9 protein-coding genes are annotated in these 11,105 nt (G+C 70.7%); 4 read left to right on the top strand and 5 right to left on the bottom strand.

Features of this window, described 5'->3' with window-relative positions; translation table 11 throughout:
- Positions 1–129: 129 nt before the first annotated feature.
- From RBXJA2T_RS10440 to ubiU, 4 genes are all read right to left on the bottom strand, one after another.
- The gene (locus tag RBXJA2T_RS10440; RefSeq protein WP_009857328.1) at positions 130–1,725 is read right to left on the bottom strand and encodes a methyl-accepting chemotaxis protein; all 1,596 of its coding nucleotides are present in this window, start codon (positions 1,723–1,725) and stop codon (positions 130–132) included.
- A gap of 176 nt (positions 1,726–1,901) precedes the next feature.
- Positions 1,902–2,354, bottom strand: a complete 453-nt coding sequence (gene ubiT / locus RBXJA2T_RS10435) for a ubiquinone anaerobic biosynthesis accessory factor UbiT (RefSeq protein ID WP_009857327.1) — start codon at positions 2,352–2,354, stop codon at positions 1,902–1,904.
- Positions 2,351–3,280, bottom strand: a complete 930-nt coding sequence (locus tag RBXJA2T_RS10430; RefSeq protein ID WP_029718573.1) for a U32 family peptidase — start codon at positions 3,278–3,280, stop codon at positions 2,351–2,353. Before RBXJA2T_RS10430 ends, ubiT begins: the two co-directional genes overlap by 4 nt.
- A gap of 14 nt (positions 3,281–3,294) precedes the next feature.
- A complete protein-coding gene (gene ubiU, locus RBXJA2T_RS10425) occupies positions 3,295–4,314 on the bottom strand; it encodes a ubiquinone anaerobic biosynthesis protein UbiU (RefSeq protein WP_009857325.1) in 1,020 nt (339 codons plus the stop codon).
- Between the two features lie 277 nt (positions 4,315–4,591).
- On the opposite strand from ubiU, the gene RBXJA2T_RS10420 reads away from it, so the two are divergent.
- The 3 genes from RBXJA2T_RS10420 (at position 4,592) to RBXJA2T_RS10410 (ending at position 7,675) form a co-directional block, all read left to right on the top strand.
- Positions 4,592–6,619, top strand: coding sequence for a ribonucleoside triphosphate reductase (locus RBXJA2T_RS10420; RefSeq protein WP_009857324.1), 2,028 nt, complete (start codon positions 4,592–4,594; stop codon positions 6,617–6,619).
- A gap of 158 nt (positions 6,620–6,777) precedes the next feature.
- Positions 6,778–6,996: an anaerobic ribonucleoside-triphosphate reductase gene (nrdD, locus tag RBXJA2T_RS10415; RefSeq protein ID WP_009857323.1), complete on the top strand. Its 219-nt coding sequence runs from the start codon at positions 6,778–6,780 to the stop codon at positions 6,994–6,996.
- Positions 6,983–7,675, top strand: a complete 693-nt coding sequence (locus tag RBXJA2T_RS10410; RefSeq protein WP_009857322.1) for an anaerobic ribonucleoside-triphosphate reductase activating protein — start codon at positions 6,983–6,985, stop codon at positions 7,673–7,675. The genes nrdD and RBXJA2T_RS10410 overlap by 14 nt, the downstream gene beginning before the upstream one ends.
- On the opposite strand, the gene RBXJA2T_RS10405 is transcribed toward RBXJA2T_RS10410, so the two are convergent.
- The gene (locus tag RBXJA2T_RS10405) at positions 7,676–8,971 is read right to left on the bottom strand and encodes an iron-containing alcohol dehydrogenase (protein ID WP_009857321.1); all 1,296 of its coding nucleotides are present in this window, start codon (positions 8,969–8,971) and stop codon (positions 7,676–7,678) included. It abuts the gene before it with no gap.
- 73 nt (positions 8,972–9,044) lie between these two features.
- Here RBXJA2T_RS10405 and RBXJA2T_RS10400 point away from each other — a divergent pair.
- Positions 9,045–11,105, top strand: a 2,061-nt coding sequence (locus tag RBXJA2T_RS10400; RefSeq protein ID WP_009857320.1) for a DUF8754 domain-containing protein, incomplete at its 3' end; no start/stop codon positions are given.

Raw genomic sequence — 11,105 nt, 5'->3', positions numbered from 1 at the left:
GCGTGTGGGGCGCCACGCCTAGCACCGCGCGCGGCGGGGGCACAGCGGTGTCATGTTGCAGCGCACATGACACACGTCAAGACTGCCGTCGCCGTGGCGCCACGCGGCCGCGCGGCCGCGCGGTCGCGCTCAGGCGGCTTCGGCGCGCGCGGCGGTGGCCTCCAGGCGGAAGACGCTGACCAGCGTGGTCAGCCGCGCGGCCTGTTGGCGCAGGCTCTCGGCGGCTGCGGCGCTCTCTTCGACGAGCGCGGCGTTCTGCTGCGTCGCCTGGTCCAGACCGCCGACGGCGGTGCTGACCTGGGCGATGCCAGCGGTCTGCTCGGTGGTGGCATGCCCGATCTCGCCGATCAGGTCCGCCACACGCTGCACCTGGGCGACGATCTCGTCCATCGTGCGGCCTGCGTCGCCGACCAGGCGCGTGCCGGCCTCGACCTTGTCGACCGAGTTGCCGATCAGCGTCTTGATCTCGCGTGCCGCTTCGGCGGCACGGTGGGCCAGCGAACGCACCTCGCCGGCGACGACCGCGAAACCGCGGCCCTGCTCGCCGGCGCGGGCCGCCTCGACGGCGGCGTTCAGCGCCAGGATGTTGGTCTGGAAGGCGATGCCGTCGATGACGCCGGTGATGTCGGCGATGCGGCGCGAGCTGTCGCTGATCTCCTGCATCGTCGCGACCACCGCGCCGACGACCTGACCGCCCTGGCGGGCCACGGTGCTGGCCGAGCCGGCGAGTTGCGTCGCCTGCTGCGCGGTCTCGGCGTTGTGGCGCACCGAGGCGCTCATCTCGTCCATCGAGGCCGCCGTCTGTGCCAGGTTGGAAGCCTGGGTCTCGGTGCGCTGCGACAGGTCGGCGTTGCCGGTGGCGATCTGCGCCGAACCGGTGGCGATCGAGTCGGAGGCCGAACGCACCTGGGCGACGATGCGCGCCAAGCTTTGCTGCATCGCGCCCAGCGAGGCGAGCACGCTGCCGGCCGGCGCAAGTTCGGCACCCGGCACCGGGCCGAGATCGCCGTCGGCCACGCGCGAAGCCGCCGCACCGAGTTCACCCGGCTCGGCACCCAGCGCCCGCGTGATGCCGCCGGTCACGAGGTGAGCCAGCACGCCGGCCAGCAGCATGGCCGCCAGCCCGACACCGATCAGCAGCCAGCGCTGGGCGGCGAAGGCCGCGTCGGCCTGCGCGACATGTTCGGCGGCCAGTTCGTTGCCGTGCTCGACATAGGCGTCCGCAGCCCCGATCAGTCGTGCCAGCAAGGGCCGGCAGCGCTCGTCGATGCGGCGGATCGCCGCCTCGCTCTGGCCCGAGGCGGCGAGATCGACGATCGCCCGAGCCACCGGGCCGTACTCGGCCTCGATGCGTTCGATCGCGTTGAAGAGTTCGCGCTCGCGATCGCCCACGTCGTCGGCAGCGGCGAGCGCCTGCTTCAGGCGCGCCAGGTTCTGCTGCACACGTTCGTCGGCCTGGCCGACGGCAGACTTCAGGGCGGCACGATCGGCATCGGAGTCGACGATGACCAGATCGCGCGCACCGATCGCGCGCGCATTGGCGGCGTCGAGCATCCGGTTGGCCAATTGCAGGCGCTGCGCGTCCTCGTTGACGTAGCCGGCGAAGACCCGATAGCTCTTCCACTGCGCGTGCAGCGCGAAGCCGCTGACCACGAGCACGATCGAGGCGAGCAGCCCGAAGCTGGCGAGCAGCCGGGTGCGGACGGTGAAGGCGGTGATGTTCATGCCGGTGTTCTTCGTGGATCGAACGGGGCCCCAGGCGGCGGGAGCCCCGGGTTCGATCATCGGGAAGAACGGCGGCGGCAGTCGTTGCAAAAGACCGGGTTATGGGTCCTGAAACGCGCCAAAACGGTCAAATTACCCGAAGCTGCAAAATTGACAAGAAACGGCGTTGCGCCGGATCAGAAGCGGAACAGCGGCCCCAGCGCGTCGAGCGTGTTCTTCAGCACCAGGCCCATCTCGGTGTCGCCTTCCATCACGAGGGCGCGCTCGAAGAACAGGCGGTCGGCGTCGTCCTCGCCGCGCAGCAGGCGCAGGTAGTCGGGCAACGCGGCGGCGATGCGCAGCGCGACCGGCTGGCTCTGCGGCGCCAGCACGAAGCCGCGTTCGGCGAGCTGCAGCTTCATCGCCAGGCCGAGGTCGGTGACCGCGACCTCGACGCTGCGCCCCGACAGCGCCGCCTTGGCGTCGGCCGGCAGGCGCGGCAGCAGCAGCTTGTTCATCGCCAGCGCCAGCACCAGGCTGGGCGGCTGCATCGGCAGGCGCTGCACGATGGGCTTGACCTTGGCGGCCGCCAGCGCGTGCAGCTCGGCCAGCGAACGCGGCGCGACGAAGGCTTGGGACTTGGTGCTCATGCGGCTTTCCATTCCATGCCGGCGCGACCTTGCGCGTACCCGTTGGCCAGACCGCCCGGCAGTGCGATGGCCTCGAGCTCACGGCGCGCGGCCGCGGCCGGCGCCCCCTGGTTCATCACCTGCTCGAAGCAGGCGACGACGGTGCTGAAGTGCTGCGAGCACGGCGACAGGCGCAGGCGGCGCACGCCGTGGGCGACGATCTGCTCACGCTGCTCGATCAGGCAGTGCTGCGCCGCACCCTGGGTCTGGATGCCGTTGAGCACCAGGAAGGGCTTGCCGTCGCTGGTCGACAGCAGCAGGCCGTCGGGATAGTCCTGGCAGCGGAACTCGCACTGGTCCTTGCTCAGCCGGTGGTGGCGCGCGGTGAAGCAGCGCGCCGAGAACGCCAGCGGCGTGCGGCCGAAGGCGAAGGCCTCGGTCTCGACCGGCGTCTGGCCGGCCTTCACCGGGTCGGCGGCCGGGTTCACGCGGCCCATCGCGTCCAGCGGCAGCTCGGTCGGCGCCGTCCAGCGCACGGCGCCGAAACGTGCGTGCTCCTCGAGCGCGGCACGGCTGTAGACGTTGACGTGCGGGCCGATCGCGAACGGCACGCCGGCGGGCTCCAGCACCGCCAGCGCCGAGGCGTCACCGGCCTCGACGAGGTAGTCGCGCTGCTCGGCGATGCGGCGCACGACACGCAGGTCGGACTCGGACTCGATCAGGCCCTGCGTCGCCAGCACGACCTCCTTGCCGGCGGCGCGCAGGTCGGCGGCCAGGTCCAGCCAGTCGTCGAGCTTGAACTCGTAGCGGCGCGAGCAGACGACCTCGCCGAGCACGACGGCGTCGGCGGCCGATTCGGCGACACCGGCGTAGAAATCCATCAGCGCCTGGCGCGTCCAGTAGGTCAGCACCGGGCCGACGGTCAGCTTAATGCGTTCGGAACTCATCGTCTCGTCCGGTCTCAGCGCCACGGGCGGTCCAGCGCGCCGAGCGTGTGCTGCTGGCCTTCGGCGAGGTGGCCCAGCGTGGCGGTCCAGGCCGGCTGCACGCTGAAGCGGTCGGGCGAGGCCTTGGCCGCGTCGATCGCCTGGCGCCAGACCTTGGTCACCTGCTCGGTGTAGGCGGGGCTGCGCTGGCGGCCTTCGATCTTCAGCGCCTTGACGCCCATCTTCATCAGTTCGGGCAGGATGGCCAGCGTGTTCAGGCTGGTCGGCTCCTCGATCGCGTAGTCGCGCTTGCCTTCGACGACGAAGCGGCCCTTGCAGATCGTCGGGTAGCCGCGCGGCTCGTCGGGCGCGTAGTGGTCGATCAGCATGCCGCCCAGGCGCGACTCGACGCCGGTCGGCGTGTCGGTCCAGCGCACGGCGGAAGGCGGCGAGCAGACGCCGACGTTGTTCGGCGACTGGCCGGTGGCGTACGACGACAGCGTGCAGCGGCCTTCGACCATCACGCACAGGCTGCCGAAGGCGAAGCACTCGATCTCGACCGTCGTGTTGCGCAGCACGTGCTGCACCTGCTGCAGCGTCAGCACACGCGGCAGCACCGCACGCTGGATGTTGTAGTGGCGCTGGTAGAAGTTGATCGCCTCGTAGCTCGTCGCCGAGGCCTGCACCGACAGGTGCAGACGCAGCTCGGGGTGCGTGCGCGTGGCGTAGGCCATCACCGCGGTGTCGGCGCAGATCAGCGCGTCGGCGCCGAAGTCGACGGCGGTGTCGACCGCGCGGTACCAGGGCGTCACGTCCGCCGACTGGGCGAAGGTGTTCAGCGCCATCAGGACCTTGCGGCCGCGCTTGTGCGCGTAGGCGATGCCCTCGCGCACCTGGGCGTCGTCGAAGTTCAGGCCGGCGAAGTTCCGGGCGTTGGTGGCGTTCTTCAGGCCCAGGTAGACCGTGTCGGCGCCGGCGTCGACGGCCAACTGGAGGGCCCGCAGAGAGCCCGCGGGGCAGACCAGTTCGGGCGCCGCGAAGGGGGGCTGTTGCATGGCGGGCGGAGTCTAGGCGCGGGTGCGGCCAGCGGCTTGCGGGACGTCAAGACAGCTGCGAACCGGGCCTCCACCGACCGGTCGACGCGACCTGCGCACCACACCGCCGTCAGGGTCTCCGGAGGCCCGAGGCGCCGCCAAGCGCGCCACCGCCGCCGGCGCAAGCCCCTCGCGCGACGAGCTTGCACTGCGTCAAGACCGCCCGAGTTCCGCACCAGTAGACGCTATCTATTGGGTATCGTTCGCCGCCTACACACCATAGATAGTGTCAACGCGCATGACAGACGCCGCCCTGCCCCCCTCTGCCGACACCCAGGCCGCCCCGCTGGCGGTCATCAAGCGTGAAGGCCGCACCGTCGCCTTCGACCCCGCCAAGATCGCCGACGCGCTGGCGCGTGCCGGCGCCGCCACCGGCGAATACGACGCCGCGCGCGCCGCCGAGCTGACGCAGCAGGTCACCGAACGCCTGCGCCGCCGTGTTACTGGCGTCGAGCAGATCCAGGACGAGGTCGAGCGTGTGCTGCAGGAGGCCGGCCACTTCGACACCGCGCGCGCCTACATCGTCTACCGCGAGCAGCGCCGCGCGCTGCGCCAGGACCGCAGCGTCGCCGTCGACGTCGAGCGTTCGGTCAACGAGTACCTGGCGCGCCAGGACTGGCGCGTCAACGCCAACGCCAACCAGGGTTACTCGCTGGGCGGGCTGATCCTCAACGTCTCGGGCAAGGTCGTCGCCAACTACTGGCTGAACCACGTCTACCCGCCGGAAGTGGGCATCGCCCACCGCGAGGCCGACCTGCACATCCACGACCTGGACATGCTGTCGGGCTACTGCGCTGGCTGGTCGCTGCGCACGCTGCTGCACGAAGGCCTGAACGGCGTGCCGGGCAAGGTCGAGGCCGGCCCGCCCAAGCACCTGTCCAGCGCCGTCGGCCAGATCGTCAACTTCCTCGGCACGCTGCAGAACGAGTGGGCCGGCGCCCAGGCCTTCAGCTCCTTCGACACCTATCTCGCGCCCTTCATCCGCAAGGACGGGCTGAGCTACGACCAGGTGCGCCAGAGCCTGCAGGAGCTGATCTACAACCTGAACGTGCCCTCGCGCTGGGGCACGCAGACGCCGTTCACCAACCTGACCTTCGACTGGACCTGCCCCGAGGACCTGCGCGAGCAGGTGCCGGTGATCGGCGGCCGGGAGATGCCGTTCGCCTACGGCGATCTGCAGGCCGAGATGGACATGATCAACCGCGCCTACATCGACGTGATGATGGAAGGCGACGCCAAGGGCCGCTCGTTCACGTTCCCGATCCCGACCTACAACATCACCCGCGACTTCGACTGGGAGCACCCGAACACGCTGCCGCTGTTCGAGATGACGGCCAAGTACGGCCTGCCGTACTTCCAGAACTTCCTGAACTCGGACCTGCAGCCGAACATGGTGCGCTCGATGTGCTGCCGGCTGCAGCTGGACCTGCGCGAGCTTCTGAAGCGCGGCAACGGCCTGTTCGGCTCGGCCGAACAGACCGGCTCGCTGGGCGTGGTGACGATCAACTGCGCCCGCCTGGGCTACCTGCACGCCGGCGACGAAGCCGGCCTGCTGGCGCGCACCGACCGCCTGATCGACATCGCGCGCACCAGCCTGGAGATCAAGCGCAAGGTCATCCAGGGCCACATCGACAGCGGCCTGTTCCCGTACACCAAGCGCTACCTCGGCACGCTGCGCAACCACTTCTCGACGATCGGCGTGAACGGGATCAACGAGATGATCCGCAACTTCACGGCCGACCGCCACGACATCACCTCGCCCGAAGGCCACGCGATGGCGGTGCGATACCTGGACCACATCCGCGCGCGCATCGTCGAGCTGCAGGAGGAGACCGGCCACCTCTACAACCTGGAGGCGACGCCGGCCGAAGGCACGACCTACCGCTTCGCGAAGGAAGACCGCAAGCGCCTGCCCGGCATCCTGCAGGCCGGCACGGCCGAGCGCCCGTACTACACGAACTCCTCGCAGCTGCCGGTCGGCTTCACGACCGACCCCTTCGAGGCGCTGGAGCGCCAGGAGGAGCTGCAGCGCAAGTACACCGGCGGCACCGTGCTGCACCTGTATCTGGGCGAACGTGTGTCGTCGGCGCGCGCCTGCCGCGACCTGGTGCGGCGTTCGCTCGAACGCTACCGGCTGCCCTACATCACGGTGACGCCGACCTTCTCGATCTGCCCGAAACACGGCTACCTCGCCGGCGAGCACGCGTTCTGCCCGAAGTGCGACGAGGAAGCCCTGGCACGCAAGGCGCGCGCCGCGACGGCGTGAGGCAGACGAAGCGACGGACGGGGTCAGACGGACGGGGTCAGGTCTTGCGAGACCTGACCCCAGCCCCCCCAGCCCCGCAGTTCCACCGAAAGACGGGGTCAGGTCCCTCAGGACCTGACCCCAGCTCCCCCCCAGCTCCCCCCGAAGGAAACAGACCCATGAGCCACAGCCAGACCCCCCTCGTCCACCCGCAGCTCGAAGAACACGAACGCACCCGCTGCGAAGTCTGGACGCGCGTGATGGGCTATCACCGTCCGATGGCCTCGTTCAACATCGGCAAGCAGGGCGAGTTCCTCGACCGCCGCTACTTCGACGAGCCGGGCCGCCCGTCCGCCACGGCCGACGTCACGGCCAGCGTCGAGTGTGGCTGCGCCTGAAGCCCTCGCCATCGGCGGCTTCCAGCCGCTGAGCACGACCGACTGGCCCGACCGCCTCGCGGCGGTCGTCTTCGTCCAGGGCTGCCCCTGGCGCTGCGTCTACTGCCACAACCCGGCGCTGCAGCGGCGCGACGGCGCCGCGGGCCCGGGCTGGGACGAGGTCGTCGCGACGCTGGCGCGCCGCCGCGGGCTGCTCGACGGCGTCGTCTTCAGCGGCGGCGAGCCGACACTGGACCCGGCGCTGCCCGAGGCCGTGGCCACCGCGCGCGGCCTGGGTTTCGCCGTTGGCTTGCACAGCGCCGGCATCTATCCGCAGAAGCTCGCCGCGCTGCTGCCGCAGCTGGACTGGGTCGGCCTGGACCTGAAGACCGACCTCGCCGGCCACGACACGCTGACCGGCCGCCCGTGCAGCGGCGCGCCGGTGCACGAGGCACTGGCCGCCGTCGTCGCCAGCGGCGTCGACCACGAGATCCGCACCACCTACCACCCGGCGCTGCAGAGCGACGAGACGCTGGCGAAGATGGCGGTGACGCTGAAGACCGCCGGCGCGAAGCGCTGGGTGCTGCAGCAGTGGCACCCGCGCGACGGCACGCCAGGGTTCGAGCAGCCCTGGCACTGGCCCGAGCCGGCGGTGCTGGCCTGGCTGCGCGAGCTCGGCCCCGAACTCGCGCTGCGCTGATCAGGCCGGCGCTGCGGCCTTCTTGCGCGCGGCGGCCTTCTTCGCCGCCGGCTTGGCGGCTGTCTTGGCCGCCGTGCGCTTGCGCGCCGGCGCCTTGGCCGGCAGCAGCGAACGCAGGATGGCTTCACAGTCACCCGGCGTCATCACACGCGGCACCGGGTAGTTGGCGTCGGCCTCGCGGCAGGCGGCCTGGGCGAGCTTGGGGATGTCGGCGGCCCGCAGCGCGTCGACCGTCGCCGGGATGCCGATGCGCCGGTTCAACTCGGCCACCGCGTCGATGAACTTGTGCGCCAGCGTCGTGTCGCCGTCGTCGGGCGCACCGACGCCGGCGCGCCGCGCCAGCGCCGCCAGCCGCGGCTCGCAGTTCGGCGCCGAGAAGCGCAGAACCGCCGGCAGCACGATCGCGTTGGCCAGCCCGTGCGGCACGTGGTACAGGCCGCCCAACTGGTGCGCGATCGCGTGCACGTTGCCGACGTTGGCACGGGTGAAGGCCAGCCCGGCGTAGGTCGAGGCCAGCGCCATGCGTTCGCGCGCGACGAGGTCACCACCGTCGGTGACGGCGCGCTCCAGCTGCTCGAAGACCATGCCGACCGCGGCCAGCGCCCAGCGGTCGGTGGTGTCGGTGCACCAGTCACCGATGTAGGCCTCGACGGCGTGCGTCAGCGCGTCCATGCCGGTGGCGGCGGTGATCGCCGGCGGCAGGCCGACCATCAGTTCCGGGTCCAGCGCTGCCATGCGCGGCACCAGCCGCGTGTCGGCGACGACCAGCTTGCGCGCGGCCTTCGGGTCGGAGATCACCGCGGCGACGGTGACCTCGCTGCCGGTGCCGGCGGTCGTCGGCACCGCGTACAGCGGCAGCGGCCCGTGCAGGCCCTTGAAGTAGCCGACCAGCGCCTTGGGCGGCTTGCCGTTGGCCACCGCCAGGCCGATGACCTTGGCCGCGTCCATCACCGAGCCGCCGCCGAAGGCGACGATGGCGTCGCAGCCCTCGTCGCGCAGCAGCGTGATGCCGGCTTCGATGACCGGGATCGGCGCGTCGGGCTCGACGCGGTCGAAGACCACGACCTCGGTGCCCGCCGCGGCGAGCGCGGCGCGCAAGGGTTCGGCCAGGCCGAGCTTCATCACCGTCGCGTCGGTGACCAGCATGACCTTCCGATGGGTGAAATCCCCGATCGCCTGGCCGAGCTTGGCGCTGGCACCCGGCCCTACGATCAACAGGGGCTGCGGTATCGGCAGCCGCTTCGTCACCAGGCCTGCCGCCTGCTTCAGCTTGGGCAGCCCGACGCTGCGGGCCATGTCCCCAATCAAGTTGGCCATCTCGTCAACCCTCCACCATGCCCTTCCGGGTCCACTCTGGCGCGAACAACGTATGAAGAGCGTGATCGGCATCAGCCTCGGCGCAGCAGCGCAAGACTTCGAGCTGCGCACCACGCTGCTCGGCCAACCGTTGCGCGTGCGGCGCATCGGCACCGACGGCGACGAGACCGTCGCCGCACGCCGGCTGGCCTACTGGGACCGCCGCGCCGCCGCGATCGGCATCGGCGCCGGGCCAGACCCGCGCAGCGTCGGCGCCACGGTCGGCGGCGCCGAGCTCGCCGCCACGCTCAAGCACGCGCCGTGCACCACCGGCGCCCACCTCGCCGAAATCTATCTCGAATGGGCGCTGCGCCACGTGCAGGCCGATCTCGGGCGCTATTTCGACAACGCGCTGGTGCTGTTCTTCTCCGGCGTCGCCAACCGCAAGCTGGCCTCGGCGATGGCCGAGTTCACGCCCAACCTGTTCTTCGCCGACCCGCTGCTGCAGCTGGGCGTGCCCAAGCTGCTGACCTCGCTGGACGCGCTGTCGCTGTACGCCACCGGCTCGCACTACGTCGCCGGCTGGACGCCCAGGCGCCTGCCGAGCACGGCGCTGCTGGAGCGCTGGTCGGATCACGTGCTGCGCCAGGCGATGAAGAAGGCCACCGTCGTCGTCGCGCCGGTGCACGAGCTCGACCGTTTCGGCACCGAGGAGCTGGCCGGCAAGACCATCGTCACCGCGACCGTCAACGACGCGCGGCTGGAAGCCTTCCGCGAGAAGGGCGTGGCGATGATCGTCGACGCCTCGCCGGTGGTGCAGGGCCAGGTGCTCGGCCACGAGCTGCTCGACGCGATGATCCTGGCGGCCACCGGCAAGGCGCCGGGCACGCTGTACGACGACGACTACCTCGAGCTGATCCAGATGCTCGACGCGCGTCCGCGCGTGCTCTACCCCAACGGCTTCCAGCGCAAGAACCGCTTCGCCTTCGTCATCCACCCGCTGTCGCAGGAGTACTTCAAGAAGGTCAAGCCGATCGAGATGCTGTCCAAGGTCTCGCCGCCGCTCTTGATGGACTCGCTGGAGAAGGCGATGGCCTATGCGCCGCCCTTCGTCTACTCGAAGGTCGAGGGCATCAAGTCGCCGACCGGCGCCGAGGCCGAGGGCTGGCTGATCTCGGTGGGCGGCACGCCGCGCGAGATCATGAGCCACCCGCCGGAGTTCACCTACCGCCGACTGCTGGCCGCCGCCGAGATGGCGCGCAAGCTCGGCGCCCAGATCATGGGCCTGGGCGCGTTCACCAAGGTCGTCGGCGATGCCGGCGCGACGGTGGCGCGGCGCGCGACGCTGCCGATCACCACCGGCAACAGCTACAGCGCCTCGGGCGCGCTGTGGGCGGCGCACGACGCGCTGCTGCGGCTGCGGCTCATCGAGCCGCCCCAGGGCGACGAGCGCGTGAAGTTCAAGGCCATGGTCGTCGGCGCCACCGGCGCCATCGGCTCGGCCTGCGCGCGGCTCCTGGTGCGCGCCGCCGAGGAGGTGACGCTGGTCTCGCCGGAAACCGCCAAGCTGCTGGCGCTGCAGGAGTCCATCCTGCGCCAGACGCCCGACGCGAAGATCGTGCTCAGCGCCAAGGCCGACACGCACATCGCCGAGATGGACATGATCGTCACCGCGACCTCGGGCGCCGGCAAGAAGGTGCTGGACATCATGAAGGTCAAGCCCGGCTGCGTGATCACCGACGTCGCCCGGCCGCTGGACCTGTCGCCCGAGGACGTGGCCAAACGCCCCGACGTGCTGGTCATCGAGTCCGGCGAGATCCAGCTGCCCGGCCACGTGAAGATGAAGAACATCGGCCTGCCGCCCGGCGTGGCCTATGCCTGCCTGGCCGAGACCATCGTGCTGGCGCTGGAAGGCCGCTTCGAGAACTTCACCGTCGGCCGCGCGATCGAGTGGGAGAAGGTGCGCGAGATCTACAAGCTGGGCCTGAAACACGGCATGAAGCTGGCCGCGATCTCCGGCGTCAACGGCGTCATCACCGACCGCGACATCGCGCGTGTGCGCCGGCTGGCACTGGCGGCGCGCAAGCGCGAAGCCCAGGCGGACGCCCCGGCCGCCAAGCCCAGGCGCCGCGCC

Source organism: Rubrivivax benzoatilyticus JA2 = ATCC BAA-35 (genome assembly GCF_000190375.1).
Lineage (GTDB): Bacteria > Pseudomonadota > Gammaproteobacteria > Burkholderiales > Burkholderiaceae_C > Rubrivivax > Rubrivivax benzoatilyticus.
This window is presented reverse-complemented; position numbering and strand designations above follow the sequence as displayed.

Bases quoted from the DNA above. Each gene is read 5' to 3' on its own strand.
- ubiT (WP_009857327.1), bottom strand. From the start codon at position 2,354: ATGAGCACCAAGTCCCAAGCCTTCGTCGCGCCGCGTTCGCTGGCCGAG.
- ubiU (WP_009857325.1), bottom strand. From the start codon at position 4,314: ATGCAACAGCCCCCCTTCGCGGCGCCCGAACTGGTCTGCCCCGCGGGC.
- RBXJA2T_RS10405 (WP_009857321.1), bottom strand. From the start codon at position 8,971: ATGGCCCGCAGCGTCGGGCTGCCCAAGCTGAAGCAGGCGGCAGGCCTG.
- nrdD (WP_009857323.1), top strand. From the start codon at position 6,778: ATGAGCCACAGCCAGACCCCCCTCGTCCACCCGCAGCTCGAAGAACAC.
- RBXJA2T_RS10440 (WP_009857328.1), bottom strand. From the start codon at position 1,725: ATGAACATCACCGCCTTCACCGTCCGCACCCGGCTGCTCGCCAGCTTC.
- RBXJA2T_RS10420 (WP_009857324.1), top strand. From the start codon at position 4,592: ATGACAGACGCCGCCCTGCCCCCCTCTGCCGACACCCAGGCCGCCCCG.
- RBXJA2T_RS10430 (WP_029718573.1), bottom strand. From the start codon at position 3,280: ATGAGTTCCGAACGCATTAAGCTGACCGTCGGCCCGGTGCTGACCTAC.